We start from the raw sequence: 17,911 nt of genomic DNA, 5'->3' as shown, positions 1-17,911 counted from the left end.
TTTAATAGCTAGCCATGAACTGAATTAGCAGTGGGTTTTTATTCTTAAATACAGGATAATTAATAATCATTTTTATTAAGGATAGTGATATGCCCGCAACTTCCAAGACGTTAATTTTGACCGCTGCTGGTGTTGTAGTGCTCGGGGCAGGGGGATATATAGGCGCCCAAGCAGTGGTGGGTAATGAGGTGGAAAAAGCGCTAGCCCAAACCTTTGCGCAGTTGGATGATTCTGTTTCCTGGTACGCAAGCGACGTAACGATTGATAAATCGTTGTTCAATACAACGGCGACGGCAACGATCAGTATGGAAGGTGTTGAAAATGCCAATGCCCAGGTAAATCTGCTGGTGGATCACGGCATTATTAATAGCCCGATTACCGGCACGATTCATCCCAACGAGCAGTTTCTAAGCGGGGATATCGACGTTGATTTGGTCGCTACTCGCAGCACCGTCATGGGGCAGTTGACGGCCGGTTCGTTAAGCGGCGTTGAGTTTGACGGCACTCTGCACGACCTGGTAGTGGATCTTGATCTTGAAGATGAAGACGTTTGGAAGGTAGACGGCCAGGCACGTGAAATTGTTGTCAATGACGAGAACGACTCGTTTCGGATTGTCTCGCCACGCTTTGAAAATAGCTCCCAGGAAGCGTCTAGCCTGATACATCAACGTCTGGAAATACCCAAAATTGAGTTTTTGGCGGAGGGCGTCAATGTTTATATAGATGGCATTGAGCTTGAGGCCGAGTCTGAATCCGTAGGTGATAGCCAAATCGTCAATTCAGGCGGCCGTTTTAAGATAGCCGATATCGGCGCCGACGGCACCTCATTGGGCAGCCTGTCACTTGATATCGATGCCAAGAACTGGGATATGTCAGCATTTCAGGCGCTTCAGGAAGCCTATGCACCGTTGGAAGCCATGCGTGCAGAGTATGAAGAGACCGGTGTACGCGGCGATGAGCAGGAAGAGCGTGAACTACTGATCCAGTCTATCGAGCGAGGCTATGATGTCCTGATTGCGAGTCCCTCAATGGCGTTCCAGCCGCTGGAAGCGCACGTCACGCTGCCCATGCTGGGTATCGATTTCAATCCCCGCATTACGGCGGATATCCGCTTTGATGGTGAAGAACTTTCCAAGGAGGCGCTATACAGCGCTTTATGGGATAACCGTTTGCCGTTACCCGAGCAGCTTCAGGCATCGCAAGATAGGATGAGCACACCGGAGGCGCAAGAGTACCTCCAAAACCGCTTGAGCCTGGATATTGGCGTAACGACACCTCCCCAGATGGTACTTTCACTCATTCCCATGCCTTATGCTCTGTTAATCGATCCGGACTTTGAAGAGCAGACGCTGACCTGGCAAGACGGCGTCCTGACGGTTAATGGTGAAGAAGTGATGTAAGCAAGGCTTGTATCATAAGCACTACGCCATATGGAGTGGCGTAGTGTTAAATCAAAGGTATTAAGGTCACTGCACTAAACAAATTTGTACCGTATTGAAACGTTCGGTCAATGGAAAACATCCTTATCAGGTGATAACGCAGTGGTTGAATCCCGCTACCATGCAAGTACATGTGTTTAAAAGCCAGAATATCTGGTTTGATCCCTCGCCTTATATCAATACGGATACGATTGCTGTCTTTATCGAGCAGAATGATCCCCAGAAATATCACATGGATATAGAGTTTTTGCCTAAACTCGCCAAATAAAGCCGTCAGGGCGTGATGCGTAATAGTTTTTTATTAACCACAGGAAGGATCAATTATGGTTTTAACTATCATTGTCGTAGTGATAATAGCGGTTATCGCGTTCTACCTTATCGGTGTGTACAACCGACTTGTCTCACTGCGAAACCGTTTTCAAAACGCCTTTGCTCAAATTGAAGTGCAGCTAAAGCGCCGACACGACTTGATACCTAACCTGGTCGAAACCGCCAAAGGGTATCTCAGCCACGAGCGCGAAACGCTTCAGTCGGTGATTGAAGCGCGCAATTCAGCAGCGGCGGGGCTCAAAGCGGCGGCTGCCAACCCAGGGAGCGCCAAAGCGATGGCCGAATTGGGCGGGGCAGAAGGTGCGCTAAGCCAAGCGATGGGGCGGCTTAATGTGGTGATGGAAGCTTACCCGGACCTCAAGGCCTCTGAAAACATGCAGCAGCTCTCTGAAGAGCTTACCAGTACTGAAAACAAGGTCGCTTTTGCCCGCCAGGCGTTCAACGACGCTGTCATGCAATACAACACTTACCGCCAGAGCTTCCCTCCGGTGGCTGTAGCTGGCCTGTTGGGGCATGGCGAGGACGCTTCCTTCCTGGAATTCGAGGACAGCGCCCAGATTCAGTCAGCGCCTAAAATATCGTTTTGAAGCGTTCTTGAACCCACAAGGATAGGTGTGCATGGATTTCTTTACGGCTCAGGACAACGCCCGGCGTAAAACCGGGCAGCTGGTTGTTTTATTGATAGCGGCGGTAATCGCCCTGATAGCGGTCACCACTGTCGTGATCGCAATCGTCGTGCATTTCATGAGAGATGACCGAGGCAGCGTGACAGCGAATAACCTGTTGGCTGCGCTATCCCCAGAACTGGTAGCCGTGGTTGCGCTTGGCGTGGTGGCGTTAGTGGGGCTCGGCGGGCTTTTCAAGCGCTCTCAGTTGCGTCGCGGCGGCGGTAAAGTAGTGGCCGAGGCGCTGGGCGGACGAGAAATCAGCCCCAGCACCGAAAACGCTAACGAGCGCCGTATTCTCAACGTGGTGGAAGAAATGGCAATTGCCTCGGGCACGCCGGTTCCACCGGTTTATCTGCTTCAGGAAGCGGGTATTAACGCTTTCGCCGCCGGGTATGATACCAGCGATGCCGTGATCGGGATCACCCAGGGGGCGATTAATCACCTCAACCGCGAGGAACTACAAGGCGTGGTTGCCCATGAATTTAGCCACATTCTGCATGGCGATATGCGCTTGAACATGCGTTTGATCAGCGTACTTCACGGTGTGCTTCTGATCGGACTGTTAGGCTATATTCTGCTGCGCAGTACGACGTCGCGTGGTCGAGCTGTGCGGCGTAACAATTCAAATAGCAAAGGCGCTGTCGCCGTACTTGCCTTGGGTGTTGCCCTGGCCGTCATTGGTTATGCGGGCACGTTTTTTGGCAACTGGATCAAGGCGGCCGTGAGCCGCCAGCGAGAATACCTGGCCGACGCCTCCGCTGTTCAATATACGCGTAACCCCAATGGCATCGGCCAAGCGTTAATCAAGATTGGCTCCCTTACGCAGGGGGCCAGAATAGAAGCCTCCCAAGCGAGCGAATATAGCCACCTGTTTTTCGGCCAAGGCATGAAGCTTGGCTTCACTCGCTTATTGGCGACCCACCCGCCGATACGCCAGCGCATCAAACGCGTTATGCCAAGCTGGAACGGTGAATTTAACGCGCCGCTCAGTGCGCCTTTTGACGGTGACGTGGAAAAAGCGGGAGGTGAGTCAACGGTTGGCTTTGCAGACACCCCCTCCGCCCACGCTTACTCCAGCGCAGCAACCATGAACGGCACCTCGGCCCGCATGGCGATTGCCTCAATGGGGCAACCCGGCCCACGCCATTTGGCCCAGGCACGTACCATGCTCAATGCATTGCCTACGCGGCTCGTCGATGCCGCCCACGATCCTTACGCAGTACGCGCATTAATGTACGCACTGCTGCTGAGCCAGAATATCGAGGTGCGTAAGCAGCAACTGGCATCACTTCAGCAGACAGCCTTGCCGGATGTGTATCGTGAAGTCATGAATCATGCTGGCGACGTGTTAATGCTTAGAGACCAGCTTCGCCTGCCGTTGATGGAATTGGCGTTGCCAGCGTTAAAAAACCTGTCAGTGGATCAGGCCACGCATTTTCGATACTGCATGGTAGAACTGATCAATGCGGATAGTCAGGTCAGCCTGTTTGAGTGGACGCTGTATCACTGGCTGGTTCATCACCTGGGCCTGGGCAAGAAAGGTAGTGGCTCTGCTGTTCGTAAGCTGAGCGATTTACAGCAAGAGTGCCAGCGGCTGCTCAACGTGCTGGCCTGGGCAGGGCAGAGTGACCCCGAAAAGGTAAGCGCTGCGCTAGATGCCGCTGAAAAAGAACTGCCGTTTGCACTAAACGTAAAAAGAGAGGCCCCTAATATCAAAACGCTGGGCCCCGTAGTCAGCCGCTTGCGTCGTTTACGACCGCAACAGAAGCCTGCTGTTCTGCAGGCCATGGCCCGCTGTATTGAGCATAGCGGGCAAATAAAGCCCGCAGAGGCCGAGCTGTTTCGCGTCATCGCCGATATGCTGGAATGCCCCATGCCGCCGCTGTTGATAGAGAGTGATTGAGCGTCGCCATTCTCAAGGCGGAGAGTATCCATAGTATGAATGAGGCAGAGTCCTTGAACCGAGCGACTAACGAGAAGATAGTGCTCTGCTCATACAGTACTGATTGGCCAACTCTGTTTGAAGAGGAACGGGCTCGGCTGCTGCCTCTTTTCAACTTCCATGGAATATAACGCCTCTCTGATCGATAGGCGTTGGGCGGCGAAATATAGGTTGGATAGAGAAGCGTATACAGCAGCAAAAAGGGACTTTATTTGCGAAACACTGAATGGTGGCCTCTAACCAGTGCAGCGTCATTGGTTTAATCAAAATTAAATTTCTGGAAAGTTATTGTCAGTTAAATTGATATAGTGATAAGTGGGTTCGTTATTTAAAGTGTTTGCTCTAGGCTTTCGTTGTTTAGAAAATTATTTCGTCTAATCAAGGGGGGGATGATGCCTGCCTACGCTGTTGCTCTCATTCGAGAAACTCGATTCGATCCTGAGGTTAAACAATATTTAGAGCGTATCGACGCAACGCTCGCTCCTTTTTCAGGTAAATACCTCGTGCATGGGGGGCCATACACGCCACTTGAGGGCTCGTGGGCTGGCGATATGGTCGTCATTGAGTTTCCTACTATGGAACAAGCTCAAGGGTGGTATGACTCTGATGCTTATAAGGCGATTCGCCCATTTCGTACCCGGCATACCGAGGGCGATGTGCTGTTGGTTCAGGGCGTGCCAGAGGGGCATAAAGGTGCGGATATCCTGGGTTAGCGATACCCGCACCTAACGCGCCGACCTTGATAGTAAGAAGCTGCTTCCTGCTTTTAAGCCGGTTCAGATATTTGTGTGTCTCGCCATGTCATCACCTGCAACTCATCAACGAGCCGTTCGACTTTACTTATTGCGTCAGCAACTGACTTCGCCAATACCTCCCCGCCCACTTCCTGTCCTTCAATGGCGATATAGTGAATTTGAGTGATGCCAATAAACTTCAGTGCAGTGGCTAAATTGGGCTCCAGGTGGTTGATGTGCGCCATCTTTCCACCGATATCAAAGCCTATCCCGCCTCTGGCGGTAAGAACAACCGCATGCCTTGGCCGGTCAGCAAGCTTTGGAACGTAAGGATCAGTCGGGTTACTCTCATCGATATCCACCGTTCGACCAGGGCGCACTACCTGATCGACCCATGCTTTTAGGGCGGCAGGCATGCCGAAGTTATAGAACGGCGTGCCGATCACTACGACATCTGCGGCGATTAATTCATCAACCAGCTGGTCGCTTTCTGCTAATGCATCCCTCATCCAGGGTGCCCGCTGTTCTCCAGGCGTGAAAGCCGACGCGATCCAGTCGTGGTTAAGAAAGGATGGCGGGTGTTGGCCTATATCTCGATAGGTGATCATGTCTTGCGGGCGGCGTAATTGCCATTGTTTGGCAAACTGATCGGTAAGGTGACGGCTGTGAGAGCCATGATTGTCTGTTCCTGCAATACCCGGGCGGGCGCTGGCGTCTATATGTAGGATATGTGGCATGATAGTCTCCTGTTCTGAGATGAACTCATCTATGATTAACAACAGACGTAGCTTAGACTTGGCTTGTGAGCCGTAACAAACGATCTTTTCTTGCAGGTATAGATGAGTAAAACTCATTCATGAATTCTCGACGATTACCCTCGCTTTCGGCACTTCGCGCTTTTGAAGCGGCTGCTCGCCATGAAAGTGCTAAACAGGCGGCGCTGGAACTTTCAGTTACCGCCACCGCCATTAGCCATCAGGTTCGCGGGCTTGAAGAGGCTCTGGGCATTGCGCTGTTTGTACGCAGGCCCAGGCAACTGGAATTGACGCCGCAAGGCCGCGAGCTGCAGCAGGTGCTGGAATCTTCATTCGACAATATCAGCAACACCATTGAGCGCTTGAGTACCATGCCCGAGCGCAGGGGCATTACGCTGACAACCACACCGGTGGTGGCCGTGCGTTGGTTGTTGCCCTGGGTTTGCATACTGCGCGAATCTCACCCAAACATTGACCTGCGAATCCATGCGTCCCACGAGCCCGTTGCGTTAGATGGGGTAACCGCCGACCTTGCCATTCGGCATGGCGATGGACGCTGGCCAGGGTTAGTAGCCGAGAAGCTGTTTGATACCACGTTGATTCCGGCGTGTAGCCCACAGCTTGTTCAGCATGCAGGGGAGGATCTATCGAAGTATCCGTTGATTCACTTTCGACCCCAGGGAGTAATTATATCGCCCATGGATTGGCCGGGTTACCAGAAAACCGCCCAGATTCCAGGGTTGAATGTCGGCGCCGGGCTGGCTTTTTCTGACGAAAGCCACGCTATTTCAGCGGCTGTGGGAGGGCAGGGTGTCATGCTGATGAGCCGTCAACTGATTGAAGATGAGCTGGCCGAAGGGCGCCTGGTACACCCTTTTGGCCCTGAACTTGAAGACCGAGCCTTCTTTTTGGCCTACCCGGAAAACCGCCGCAACGATCCAACGATGTTGGCGCTTCGCGACTGGGTGATGGCAGTGCCTGGCAGGCTATCAACGCCTTCGGCTTGATAGTATCGTATTTTATACCGTTATCTTGCGTGACCTGATGCTTCGCCGTCTGTGAGTTTCATGGCGGAGTCTGATTTGGCTCAAATAGCGAGGCTGGGGGAAGCGTCAAAAAGAGTGGCGGAAGAGCGTGGGAGTCGAACCCACCAAAGACTGCTGGCAGCCCCTGCCAGATTTGAAGTCTGGCCGCCCCACCGGGGGTCGATCCTCTTCCTTGAGCGGTTGCCTGGTTCCACAGGGCAGTACGGCGAATGTAGCGTTCATCTTGCACCCGGCGTGTAAAACCTATCCTATCAAAGAATTCGAGAATATGAATGGCCAATTTGCGTCCGGTACCGATGCGGTTGCGGAATTCTGCGACGCGAATAGTGCCGTGCTCGTCCATCAGCTTACGCGCGATATTGGCCAGTTCATGTGTCGCTGAGGCGAGGTAGAAGTGGTCCTTGCGTACCTGGTAGAGCCTGCCGAGGCGAGCGCAGGCTGTTAGCACCTGGCGAACACGCTGTTCATCAAGCCCACCGCTTGCTGCCAGGTCGCGAACCCGGGGTGGCTGGAAGGGGGCTTCCGCGAGAAGAGGTTCGAGCCGTTGCCAGAGCGCCTCGTCATGTTCATTAAGTGCTGCGCGATGGCCAGGCAGAGAAATGAAGGGCCCATTGCTATCAAGCTGGCCCGCCTCGATCAGTTGTTTCAGCAGGCCGCGGAAGAGGGGAGCCGGTAACCGAGGGGCGGCCTGGCGATTTAGTCGCTCGCGCTCGGTCCCCAGCATGGCGGGTTCGTTCTGGTGATTACTGGCGACTACTTGGATAATCCGCTCTCTAAGCGATTCGATGGCTTCCCGGGAGAAAGCACTAACTTCGCCTTCGGCAGTGAGGACTTGACCTGCGGATGCCTCGACCAGCGGCGCTAGACCCTGAACGCTGATATTAAGATTACGCGCCATGCCAGAAAGATCCAAGCCTTCGGGATGGAGATCAAGCGCAGCACTCAGCGGTTCATGAAGATCATAAGGGGGCTTGGTGTTTGCGCATTCTGCCAGTGCCGCCAACCAGGCCAGGCGAGCGGGAGCGCGCTGACCACGGCGGGGTGGTTCGCCGTCCAGTGCGATTCCGCCGCCGAGAGTAATATGCCCACCATGATCACGGATGACGAAACGATCCCCCAGGCAGGCGTGTACCGGGCTATCACAGACCAGTTGCCCCAGCATGCTTTTGCCTGGTTCGAGTCGTTGCCCTTCGAGAAGCGAGACCCGCCCCATGAGATGGGCGGCCCCCAGGTGTATATGGACTGGCGTCCAGTGCTTGAGCGGTGGGGTAGAGTCGAGCAACCTTAGCTGGACGTCGAGGCGTTTGATGGGCGGCGTTTCCAGTGCATCGGCGACCACCCAGTCGCCGCGACGGATGCGATCTCGTTCCACCCCAGTGCCTGAAAGGTTGAGCGCTACCCGGTCACCCTGGTGTGCCTGATCGCTCTCGCGGTGCTGGCGCCGCAGCTGGCGTACTCTGGCCTTATGGCCGTCGGGTACCAGGCGCACCATGTCACCTTTGGCAATGTAGCCGCTGAGTGCGGTGCCGGTCACTACCAGGCCGGCTCCCGGCAGCGCAAAGACGCGGTCCACGCTAAGGCGGAAATGCCCATAAGCAGAGAGCGCATGCTGTTCGGCCGCCTGGGACCATAGCGTGTCACGCAGTGCCGCTACGCCTTCACCGCTATGGCTCGAGACGTCATACAGCGGCGCCTTGGCGAGCTGGGTACCTGCCAGCAGTTGGATGATCTCTTGTCTGACTTCCTGTCGCCGTAGTTCGTCGACTCGGTCGATCTTGGTCAGTGCTACCACGCCGCGGTCGACGCCGAGCAGGTCGAGAATTTGGACATGTTCGATTGTCTGGGGCATTACTCCATCGTCGGCGGCCACCACCAGCAGGGCCGTGTCGATGCCAGCACTGCCCGCGAGCATGTTATGCAGGAACCGATGATGCCCGGGCACGTCGACAAAGCCGAGCTCGACGCCTGACGCGACTTCGGGATAAGCGAAACCAGCTTCGATGGTCAGCCCACGGGCTTTTTCCTCTTTGAGGCGGTCGGTATCGATACCGGTCAGTTGCTGGATCAAAGCGGTCTTACCATGATCGACATGGCCAGCCGTGCCGATGATCATGACGGGCCCTCTTTGTGCACGTCCTGCTGCAGGGCATGGTGGTTCTCGTAGCGCTGCTTCAATATCGAGAGTTGTGACGCGAAGGCGTCGACGTCTTCAGGACGGTATAGGCAGCGCAGATCGAGATAGAGGGCGCCTTCGTTAAGGCGGCCGATGACCGGACGGGGGAGTTGTCGAAACGCTGTCTCGATGCGTTTGAGGCACCGTTCCCTGGCGCGGCGGTCACCGTTTAGTGGGCGCCAGACCAGCGCGTAGCTTGGCAACCGGTCGACGGGGAGCGAGCCGCTGCCAAGCTGACTCACGCAGGGGGCCAGGGTAACATCGATGTCGTCGAGCAAAGCCTGGGCGGAGGAGAGTAAACGCTCGCCGGTCGCCGCAATCTCGACGTCAGTACGCGTCAACATTGCCAACGTGGGAATGTCTCGCTGGGGCGCGTCACTGTCACGATAAAGACGCAGGGTGGCTTCCAGGGCGGCCAGGGTCAGCTTGTCTAGGCGCAGGGCACGTTTTAATGGATGGCGCTTGATCGTATCGATAAGGTCACGGCGGCCAACAATGATGCCTGCCTGCGGGCCGCCCAGTAGCTTGTCGCCGCTAAAGGTGACGACATCGGCTCCGGCGGCGATTGCCTCGCGAGGTTGCTCTTCATGGGGCAGTCCAAGCGCGGAGAAGTCGGCTAGTGCGCCGCTGCCCAGGTCAACCATGAAGGGGACTCCCTGCGCGTGTGCAATGCTCGCCAGTTCGCGCTCGGGCACGCTCTTGGTAAAACCGGTGATGGCGTAGTTGGAGGTGTGTGCCTTGACGATCAACCCGGTGCTCTCGCCCATGGCGGCCTGGAAATCCTTGGCATGGGTGCGGTTAGTAGCGCCTACCTCATGCAGCCGACAGCCCGCCGCGGCCATGATGTCGGGCATGCGAAAGGCACCGCCTATCTCAATCAACTCGCCGCGTGAAACGACCGCCTCGCGGCCATCGGCCAGAGCGCTCAGGGCCAGTAGTACAGCGCCAGCGTTATTGTTGACCACGGTGGCTGCTTCGGCGCCGGTCAGCTCGCAAAGCAAGGGTTCCACCAGGCGGTCGCGGTCGCCACGGCCGCCGCTCTCCAAGTCGTACTCAAGTGCCATGGGATGGCGGGCGGCTTCGGCCATGGCCTCAATGGCGGGTTCGGCAAGTGGCGAGCGGCCGAGGTTGGTATGAATCACCGTACCGGTCAAATTGAATACGCTGCGGCTGTTAGGCCGTACCAGCTGTTCCAGGCGCTCAAGTACTCGGGCAGTGAGTGTATCGACAGAGAGGGCGGCAAGTTGATGCTCGGCAGCCTCGGAACTACCCGCAAGGCGCGAGCGCTCGCTCTCAAGGGTTAGGCGAATGGCCTGCCTGACCAGGTGCCCACCATGGCGCTGCTGGGCTTGCTGCAGAGTGGGGTGGGTCAGCAGAGTGTCTACGGCGGGCAGGCTGCGTCGAACGTCCATTGTTGTTTTCAATCCATGCCGGGATTCAAATCCCAAGGTATAGCATGGCTGAGCGCGGGTCGTCCATGGTCGCTCGGGGATGCCCTTATTCGCCAACGATGAGCAGCGGGTTGAAGCCGCTACGAAAATACTGCTTTTCCTCGGCAAGCAGAAGATCCAGCGCTAGGCTCGCAAGGTCATCAGCGAGGGGGTCAGCATGTGCATCGAGCTCACGTGGCATGATTTTGAGATAGGAGTGACAGTCGCCACAGGTCTCGGCCTGAGTGGGGAGCAGGCGCTCGCCGCTCTCGTCCTCAAGGCTCAGGTAGTCAAGCTTACCGCTCTGATCGCAGACGCTGCACTTGGAGCGCTCCAGATACCATTGTGTCGCGCATAGCCCACATTGCAGGTAACGCACCCCGCTGCGTTTAGAATCGATCTGAATGATGCTTGCCACCGGCAATGAGCCGCAACAGGGGCAGATCGAACGGGCCTCGGCGGAGGGGCGCTTTGGCGGTTGGGGCAGGGTGCGCGCCAAGCGCAGCCAGGCTACTTGCAATGCTGCTGCTATCAAGGGCATCAGCCCACGGCTTGCTTCAGGGCCGGGGCGCGCTTCCAGCACTTCCTGGGCAAGGCGGTCGATTTCCTCCCTGGGCAGCTTACGCAGGGTGTCGAGCAACAGCCGCTGCGCCTCACCGACATGCAAATCGAGGCCATCGAGAAGTGCTGCGAGTTCACTATGAAAATCGATGTCGCGGCAAAGCGCTTGGGTACCCAGCGGCGGCATGCCGTGCTCCAAGGCCAGCGCAAAGGCGTCCGGCTCGGGCAGCCACGCTGGGGTATTGTGCTCAAGTGCCCGCTGCTGTGCTTGGGAGAGCTGTGCCATAAAGGCCAGGAAATCACGCAGCGGTTCGATACGCTCGGAGAGGTCATGCAGGCGCTGTGCGCGCTGGGCAAAGTGCTCCTGCTCGGGCAGCACCACGGAGGGGGGATCAATAACGCCCATCGGGGCATTGCCATATGCGTGATTCACTTGGGCTCCTCTCTTGTCATGGTCGTGTGCGGCTGCTTGGTCATCTCGCGCTCCTTGCGCTCTTTGTCCATTTCCTCCTCGTACCATAAATCATGATGATGTTTCGCCCAAGGCTTGCTGACCCGGCCACGAATCATGGCGGTGAACGACCCCTTCACCCAGATACCCGAGTAAATGTGGATGATCAAGGTAATGATCGCGAGGAAAGCCACATAAGCATGCCCAACGGCGGCCAACCGACGTAGTGTGATGGGGACGGCATCGGCAAAGTAGGGTTGCCAGATGAGTAGACCGGTTACCAGCAACAATGGCACGCAGAGCACCATGATCCAGTAAACGAGCTTCTGCCCGGCATTGTTCTTACCTACCGGCGGCAGACGCTCGTCATGATTACTCAGCACGTCCTTGATCTGCTTGAGCCACTGAATGTCATGGCGCTTGATCAGGCTCACCTTGAAGAAGCGGATCACCATGATCACGAAAAATAGCGTCATACACAGCCCAATATACGGGTGCAGGATGCGCGTCATGATCGGGCCGCCGAACAGACCGGTTAACGACCAGAAGAAGGGGTGAAAAAAGGGCAGCCCACTGAGCACCAGCATCACGAAGCTGATCGCGACGAGCCAGTGATTGATGCGTGAAAACGCATCATATCGCAGGATGCCTGGATCGGATTTGGCATGCGGTTTCGGCTCATTCATGGCTGTTTCTCCTCAGGCTCCTCGTCCTCCACTCCTTCTTCCACCTCTTCCGGTGTTTCCTTGGGGCCTGCGGTGAGGTAGTGGAAGAACCCGGCAAATGCGGCAAGCCCGATAGCTGCTGAGGCCAGCGGCTTGGGTATACCTTTCCAACCCTCGACCAGAGGACTGATGCGCGGGTCCTTGGGCAAGCCGCTGTAGATCTCCGGTTTGTCGGCATGTTGCAGCACGTAGATCACATGGGTACCACCCACCCCTTGAGGATCATAGATACCGGCATTTTCAAAGCCACGTCCTTTGAGAAAATCGGTGCGCGTCTCAGCGAGATCGAGCATGTCCTCCTTGGTGCCGAACATGATCGAACCGGTAGGGCACGATTTTACACAGGCTGGCTCCAGGCCATGAGAGACACGATCAGAACACAGTGTGCATTTATAGGCCTTGGAATCCTTTTTCGAAATCCGTGGAACATCAAAAGGGCAGCCAGTGACACAGTAGCCGCAACCGATGCAGTGCTCGGAGTTGAAGTCAACGATGCCGTTGGCGTATTGGACGATAGCGCCAGGTGCCGGGCACGCCTCAAGACAGCCCGGTTCGGCGCAGTGCATGCAGTTGTCCTTACGGATCAGCCACTCCAGGTTGCCTTGCTCGTTCTCGTGCTCGTTGAAGCGCATTACCTGCCAAGAGTCGGGCGTAAGGTCAGTCGGGTTGTCGTATTCACCCACACATTCACCCACCTCGTCACGCAAGTCGTTCCACTCTGAGCATGCCACCTGGCATGCCTTGCAACCGATGCAGCGGGATACATCAATCAGCTTAGTGACAGTTTCAACGCTGCCGCTTCGCCTTTGAGGCGAGGGTACTGAGGTCGCTGAGCGGGCGATGATATTCTGCGAGTTGATTTGTTCCCCACGCATGCTCTCCTCCTTGCGTTATAGCTTTTCGACCCGTACCAGAAACGACTTGAACTCCGGCGTCTGGGTATTGGCGTCACCTACAGATGGCGTCAGCGTATTAGTCAGGTGAGCCTGCTTGGTTTCGCCCAGATAACCCCAGTGAATCGGGATGCCTATCTGGTGCACCGTGTGCCCCGCTACCTGCAATGGACGAATACGCTTGGTCACCACCGCCACCGCTTCGATATGGCCGCGCTTGGAGCTGACGCGGACTCGGTCACCTTTAACAATGCCCAGTTCGTTGGCCAGAATTTCGCCAATCTCCACGAATTTTTCCGGCTGGGCGATGGCGTTCAAGCGGTTATGCATCGTCCAGTAGTGGAAATGTTCAGTGAGACGATAGGTGGTCGCCGCATGCGGAAACTCCTCGAAGGTGCCGAAGTTGGCCCGATCCTGCTCGAACACCCGCGCGCCTGGATTGTTCTTGGCCAGTGGGTTGTTGGGGTGCATCGGGTTGTTGGCGATGGGCGTTTCAAACGGTTCGTAGTGTTCCGGGAAAGGCCCTTCGACCATACGGTCACGGGCAAAGAACTGCCCTCGCCCCGTCTGGTTCATGATGAAGGGGCCCTGAGCTTCTGTCGGTGCGGATTCCACCGGGAAGTCGGGAACGTCATTACCCACCCAGCGATTGCCGTTCCACCAGACGACCGCCTTGCGCTCAGCCCACGGCGTGCCGTCGGGGCGTGCGCTTGCCCGGTTGTAAAGGATTCGCCGGTTGGCCGGCCACGACCAGGCCCAGCCCAGTGTCTGGCCGACGCCGTAGGGGTCGGAGTTGTCGCGGCGGGTCATTTGGTTGCCTTCATCGGTCCAGCAGCCAGCAAATATCCAGCAACCGCTCGCCGTGCTGCCGTCAGCACGCAGCATGCCGAAATCCTCGATCTGCTCGCCCGCCCGACAGACAATATTGCGCTGCTCATCAACCACGTCCTCGAGTGCCCAACCGTTGTACTCCCGGGCTATTTCGTTGGCGCTGGGTTCTGCCGGGTAACGATAGGGCCAGCTTAGATTGAGCAGCGCATCTGAAAAGGCGCCGCCTTCGTCACGATACATCTGCTGCATCCGCAAGAAGATGCCCGCCAGAATAGCGGTATCGGGAATCGCTTCGCCCGGGGGCGGTGCCGCTGCCCAGAACCATTGCAGCCAGCGTGAGCTGTTGACGATGGAACCGTCTTCCTCGGCAAATGCGGTGGTCGGCAAGCGGAACACTTCAGTATCGATATCGGCGGTGTTCACGTCGTTGAATTCGCCATGGTTCTTCCAGAACTCGGCGGTTTCGGTTCTCAGCGGATCGATGACCACCAAGTACTTCAAGCGGGAAAGCGCTGCACTAGTCTTGGCTTTATGCGGAAAGGCGGCCAGCGGATTGAACCCTTGGCAAATATAGCCGGTGATGTCGCCATGGCTCATCCGCTCGAAGGTATGCAGCACGTCATACAGGGTCTCGCTGAGCTTGGGCAGCCAGTCATAGCACCAGTTGTTTGTTTCGGTGGCCGCATCGCCGAACCAGGCTTTCATCAGGCTGACATGAAAACGCTCGTAATAGCGCCAGTAGGACACTTCACCAGGCAGGAGGTCCGGGCGGGAGCGATCAAGGATATAGGCGTTGTAATCCTGCTCATCGGCCTCGGGCAGCGACATGTATCCAGGTAGTAAGTCCGAGAGCAGCCCGAGGTCGGTCAGCCCCTGGATGTTGGAGTGCCCACGCAGAGCGTTGACGCCACCCCCGCGCATGCCCATGTTGCCAAGCAACAACTGAAGCATCGCCGCAGTGCGAATGATCTGCGAACCGATCGAGTGCTGCGTCCACCCCAGTGCGTAGAGGATCGTCATGGTCTTGTCGTCCACGACGGTCGCGGCGACCATGTCCCAGACGTGCAGAAGCTTGTCACGAGGCGTACCGCACACTGAAGAGACCACATCAGGGGTATAGCGACTGAAATGCGCACGCATCAATTGGAATACGCAGCGGGGGTGTTGGAGCGTATCGTCACGCAGGGCATAGCCTTCGTCGTCGTACTCGTACCGCCAAGTCTCTTTGTCGTAGTCGCCATTCTCGGCGTCGTAGCCGGTGAACAGGCCATCCTCGAAGCCGAAATCCTCGCGCACGATGAGGCTCGCGTCGGTGTAGGCGCGCACATACTCATGATGGATCTGATCGGTTTCGATCAAGTAGCTGATTAGACCGCCCAGAAAAGCGATATCGGTGCCGGTACGAATTTCCGCGTAGTAGTCCGCCACCGCTGCCGTGCGGTTAAAGCGGGGATCGACCACCACTAAACGGGCATCGTTGTGCTCCTTGGCTTCCATCACCCAGCGAAAACCAACGGGGTGCGCCTCGGCGGCATTGCCACCCATGACGAGAATAAGATCAGCGTTGCGGATGTCGACCCAGTGGTTGGTCATGGCACCGCGACCGAATGTTGGGGCAAGACCTGCCACCGTCGGTCCGTGTCAGACGCGCGCCTGGTTGTCGAGTACCACCATGCCAAGGCTGCGGACTATCTTCTGTGTCAGGTAGGCCGTCTCGTTGGTCGAGGCGGACGCCGCTAGCATCCCGGTCGTGGTCCAGTGGTTGACGGTATTGCCTGCATCGTCCTCGGCGACAAAGTTGGCGTCGCGATCATCCTTCATGTGACGGGCGATACGTGTCAGCGCGTCGTCCCAGCTGATGCGTTTCCACTCATCGGTGCCGGGTTCGCGTACCTGAGGATACTTAAGGCGCGATTCGCTCTGGATGTAGTCGAGCAGCCCCGCGCCCTTGGGACACAGCGAGCCGCGACTGACCGGGTGATCCGGGTCGCCCTCGACATGGTAGATGCTATCAATGCTGTTGATCGCTCCATCGCCGCGGCTATAGAGCAGTACGCCGCAGCCCACCGAGCAATAGGTGCAGTTGCTGCGGGTTATCTTGGCGCCGGTAAGCTTGAACTGGCGAATTGAGGCGAGCGCGGGCTCAGGTGCAAAGCCCATCATGGCCATACTGGAGGTAGCCATGCCGACGGCCCCGAGTTTAAAAAACTGTCTTCGCGTAACCTTCAGAGTCATCACGGCCTCCTGTCGTTTTGTTCTAAATGTCGTCACTTCCTGAGATGACATATCCGTTAAGCATAGTGCGTCTGTTCTTGTTTGGCGGTGCGTCGCGGTGTCGTTTGTTCAGTGAGAAGGTTGCCACTAGGGCTTACTGTTAACGGCTTATTCGGGCGAATCGGACGTGCTGCCCTGAGATTCACCGTCTTCCCGGCGCCCGCTGTCGTCGGCACCCAGCGGTTCATCCGGCAAAAGTGCTTCCTCGCGCTCAGGTGTCTCGGTTTCGTAGGTGGACCCAGCATCGGGCTGAGAGTCCGGCGTCTGGAACATGGCATCGCCCCGGGATTGACCACCACCGGTGGTCTCATCCTCCTGATCCATATTCGCCCCGGTAATGCCGCTGGTGGTACCCGCCGTGCCGGTATCTATATTCGGCTTCTCGGGCATGGCGTTGGGAAGTACGCCGCTTTCATTCTGAGGCGCTGCTGGTTCGGAGGCCTGAAGCGTGATCATGGCGCCAGTGCTTAGCAAGGCAACAAGGAGGGGGAGCGTGCGTCGAATCATGCTTGAACTCCTCGAATGAGCTAAGTCGAATGGGTCAAGGCCTCTGCCGCTGAGCGATCCACACTGGTTACTATTTAAGGGCAGCGATGCCGTATCTACCTTCTGTATAGACAGTCGCGCCGCTTGGCGCAAGAATATGGGTTAAGAGGTGTGCATCCCGTCATGGTTATTCTACTTCTTACTCCCTCTGGTACTTTTTCTCTTTGTAGAGCTCTTTTTTGGCTTGCTCGTACGCTTGGCTGGGCTGCGGACTCCATGGACCGGGTGGGTGCCAGATTTTGTGCACGGGATTAGCGGGTGTTTTCTCTATGACGGGGCCAAGAAATTCCAACACCGCTACGACAACCTCCGAAAACGCCTCCGGCACATGGTCTTGGCCAAGGCGCTTATGGAACGCCTGCCATTGTGGCTGCTTGCTGTCCACGAAAGCGGTAGAAAAAGGGTTAGTTTCAGGGAGTGCCGTATGTCGGTTAGCAAAGGTTCTTGTTATAGCGCCATCCAGGTTCGAAAGCGTGAAAGAGTGCTGCCGCGAAAGTATCCAAATATCGTAAAAGTCTTTCATGCGGCTGTTCAATTCACCCAGATGGACCATCGCCTGAAACTTCTCAGCAATGGATGATTCCGGTGTATAACAAAGAATTCTGTCGGTAGGGAAGCCTAGTAGGCCGGGAAATGTCTGCCAAGAAGGCAGCGGAAAAATAATGTCGCCAAAACCAATATCCAATTGCATGGGGATTTTGGCATTATCGAGAAATCCGGTAAACGTCACCCTAATCCCTTGATAGTCGGCGTCTTCGGTAATGGTTTCGGCTTTTAGCGTATTTAAGTCAAACGATAATCCATCATCCATTACGCCCGTAGCCAACACATCGCTCACTTGGGCCAGAATGGCATCTGGGCGATTGCTTGTTTGACCCAGCATATCGATATCACGCGTCGGCCGAATGTCCGGCCCCTGCATAACCCAAAGCAGTAGGGCACCCTTTAGCGTAAAACTGCGGTTATGAGTCGATTGGCTAAGCCGGTAAAGAAACCGCTCCATAGCGAAGTACTGTAGTAACTCTTGGAAGGGGCGTTTTTCTTCTCGGGATTTATTCAGCAACTTCTGGCGCACAGACGCGGCGATGTTTTTGGCCACCGTAGTCTCCTGTC

13 protein-coding genes, 1 tRNA gene and 1 pseudogene are annotated in these 17,911 nt (G+C 56.2%); 5 read left to right on the top strand and 10 right to left on the bottom strand.

Annotation, left to right across the window (positions count from 1 at the left end; translation table 11 throughout):
* The first annotated feature begins 89 nt into the window (after nucleotides 1-89).
* The 4 genes from ACT3RQ_RS05110 (at nucleotide 90) to ACT3RQ_RS05095 (ending at nucleotide 5,092) form a co-directional block, all read left to right on the top strand.
* Nucleotides 90-1,400, top strand: coding sequence for a DUF945 family protein (locus tag ACT3RQ_RS05110; protein ID WP_444680090.1), 1,311 nt, complete (start codon nucleotides 90-92; stop codon nucleotides 1,398-1,400).
* A gap of 362 nt (nucleotides 1,401-1,762) precedes the next feature.
* The gene (locus ACT3RQ_RS05105) at nucleotides 1,763-2,356 is read left to right on the top strand and encodes a LemA family protein (protein ID WP_444641124.1); all 594 of its coding nucleotides are present in this window, start codon (nucleotides 1,763-1,765) and stop codon (nucleotides 2,354-2,356) included.
* Nucleotides 2,357-2,387: 31 nt separating this feature from the next.
* On the top strand, nucleotides 2,388-4,340 hold the full coding sequence (locus ACT3RQ_RS05100) for a M48 family metallopeptidase (RefSeq protein ID WP_444641125.1): 1,953 nt from the start codon (nucleotides 2,388-2,390) through the stop codon (nucleotides 4,338-4,340).
* 431 nt (nucleotides 4,341-4,771) lie between these two features.
* Complete coding sequence (locus ACT3RQ_RS05095) at nucleotides 4,772-5,092, top strand: DUF1330 domain-containing protein (RefSeq protein WP_193054149.1); 321 nt, start codon at nucleotides 4,772-4,774, stop codon at nucleotides 5,090-5,092.
* 53 nt (nucleotides 5,093-5,145) lie between these two features.
* Here the strand turns inward: ACT3RQ_RS05095 and ACT3RQ_RS05090 are convergent, their stop codons facing one another.
* Nucleotides 5,146-5,850, bottom strand: a complete 705-nt coding sequence (locus ACT3RQ_RS05090; protein ID WP_444680089.1) for an FMN-dependent NADH-azoreductase — start codon at nucleotides 5,848-5,850, stop codon at nucleotides 5,146-5,148.
* A 119-nt stretch (nucleotides 5,851-5,969) separates the two neighbouring features.
* On the opposite strand from ACT3RQ_RS05090, the gene ACT3RQ_RS05085 reads away from it, so the two are divergent.
* On the top strand, nucleotides 5,970-6,875 hold the full coding sequence (locus ACT3RQ_RS05085) for a LysR substrate-binding domain-containing protein (RefSeq protein ID WP_444639658.1): 906 nt from the start codon (nucleotides 5,970-5,972) through the stop codon (nucleotides 6,873-6,875).
* Between the two features lie 115 nt (nucleotides 6,876-6,990).
* Here the strand turns inward: ACT3RQ_RS05085 and ACT3RQ_RS05080 are convergent.
* From ACT3RQ_RS05080 to ACT3RQ_RS05040, 9 genes and pseudogenes are all read right to left on the bottom strand, one after another.
* Nucleotides 6,991-7,086: transfer RNA gene (locus ACT3RQ_RS05080), tRNA-Sec, on the bottom strand.
* A gap of 51 nt (nucleotides 7,087-7,137) precedes the next feature.
* Nucleotides 7,138-9,027 (bottom strand): annotated as a pseudogene (gene selB, locus ACT3RQ_RS05075) (selenocysteine-specific translation elongation factor); the annotation flags it as partial.
* A complete protein-coding gene (gene selA, locus ACT3RQ_RS05070; protein ID WP_444639659.1) occupies nucleotides 9,024-10,499 on the bottom strand; it encodes an L-seryl-tRNA(Sec) selenium transferase in 1,476 nt (491 codons plus the stop codon). The pseudogene selB and the gene selA, both read right to left, overlap by 4 nt.
* A gap of 85 nt (nucleotides 10,500-10,584) precedes the next feature.
* On the bottom strand, nucleotides 10,585-11,511 hold the full coding sequence (fdhE, locus tag ACT3RQ_RS05065; protein ID WP_444680088.1) for a formate dehydrogenase accessory protein FdhE: 927 nt from the start codon (nucleotides 11,509-11,511) through the stop codon (nucleotides 10,585-10,587).
* Entirely contained in the window at nucleotides 11,508-12,215 is a 708-nt protein-coding gene (locus tag ACT3RQ_RS05060) for a formate dehydrogenase subunit gamma (protein WP_172116475.1), read from the bottom strand. Before ACT3RQ_RS05060 ends, fdhE begins: the two co-directional genes overlap by 4 nt.
* Entirely contained in the window at nucleotides 12,212-13,129 is a 918-nt protein-coding gene (fdxH, locus tag ACT3RQ_RS05055) for a formate dehydrogenase subunit beta (RefSeq protein WP_172116476.1), read from the bottom strand. The genes ACT3RQ_RS05060 and fdxH overlap by 4 nt, the downstream gene beginning before the upstream one ends.
* 15 nt (nucleotides 13,130-13,144) lie before the next feature.
* On the bottom strand, nucleotides 13,145-16,207 hold the full coding sequence (gene fdnG / locus ACT3RQ_RS05050) for a formate dehydrogenase-N subunit alpha (RefSeq protein ID WP_444680092.1): 3,063 nt from the start codon (nucleotides 16,205-16,207) through the stop codon (nucleotides 13,145-13,147).
* A gap of 153 nt (nucleotides 16,208-16,360) precedes the next feature.
* On the bottom strand, nucleotides 16,361-16,759 hold the full coding sequence (locus ACT3RQ_RS05045) for a hypothetical protein (protein ID WP_444639660.1): 399 nt from the start codon (nucleotides 16,757-16,759) through the stop codon (nucleotides 16,361-16,363).
* A 178-nt stretch (nucleotides 16,760-16,937) separates the two neighbouring features.
* Entirely contained in the window at nucleotides 16,938-17,897 is a 960-nt protein-coding gene (locus ACT3RQ_RS05040; protein WP_193054153.1) for a nucleotidyl transferase AbiEii/AbiGii toxin family protein, read from the bottom strand.
* Nucleotides 17,898-17,911 lie beyond the last annotated feature (14 nt).

Source organism: Halomonas sp. AOP43-D1-4 (genome assembly GCF_052446175.1).
GTDB classification, from domain to species: Bacteria; Pseudomonadota; Gammaproteobacteria; order Pseudomonadales; family Halomonadaceae; genus Vreelandella; species Vreelandella citrativorans.
This window is presented reverse-complemented; position numbering and strand designations above follow the sequence as displayed.

Coding starts and splice junctions, on each gene's coding strand:
- ACT3RQ_RS05110 (WP_444680090.1), top strand. CDS start 90: ATGCCCGCAACTTCCAAGACGTTAATTTTGACCGCTGCTGGTGTTGTA.
- ACT3RQ_RS05105 (WP_444641124.1), top strand. CDS start 1,763: ATGGTTTTAACTATCATTGTCGTAGTGATAATAGCGGTTATCGCGTTC.
- ACT3RQ_RS05100 (WP_444641125.1), top strand. CDS start 2,388: ATGGATTTCTTTACGGCTCAGGACAACGCCCGGCGTAAAACCGGGCAG.
- ACT3RQ_RS05095 (WP_193054149.1), top strand. CDS start 4,772: ATGCCTGCCTACGCTGTTGCTCTCATTCGAGAAACTCGATTCGATCCT.
- ACT3RQ_RS05090 (WP_444680089.1), bottom strand. CDS start 5,850: ATGCCACATATCCTACATATAGACGCCAGCGCCCGCCCGGGTATTGCA.
- ACT3RQ_RS05085 (WP_444639658.1), top strand. CDS start 5,970: ATGAATTCTCGACGATTACCCTCGCTTTCGGCACTTCGCGCTTTTGAA.
- selA (WP_444639659.1), bottom strand. CDS start 10,499: ATGGACGTTCGACGCAGCCTGCCCGCCGTAGACACTCTGCTGACCCAC.
- ACT3RQ_RS05060 (WP_172116475.1), bottom strand. CDS start 12,215: ATGAATGAGCCGAAACCGCATGCCAAATCCGATCCAGGCATCCTGCGA.
- fdxH (WP_172116476.1), bottom strand. CDS start 13,129: ATGCGTGGGGAACAAATCAACTCGCAGAATATCATCGCCCGCTCAGCG.
- ACT3RQ_RS05045 (WP_444639660.1), bottom strand. CDS start 16,759: ATGATTCGACGCACGCTCCCCCTCCTTGTTGCCTTGCTAAGCACTGGC.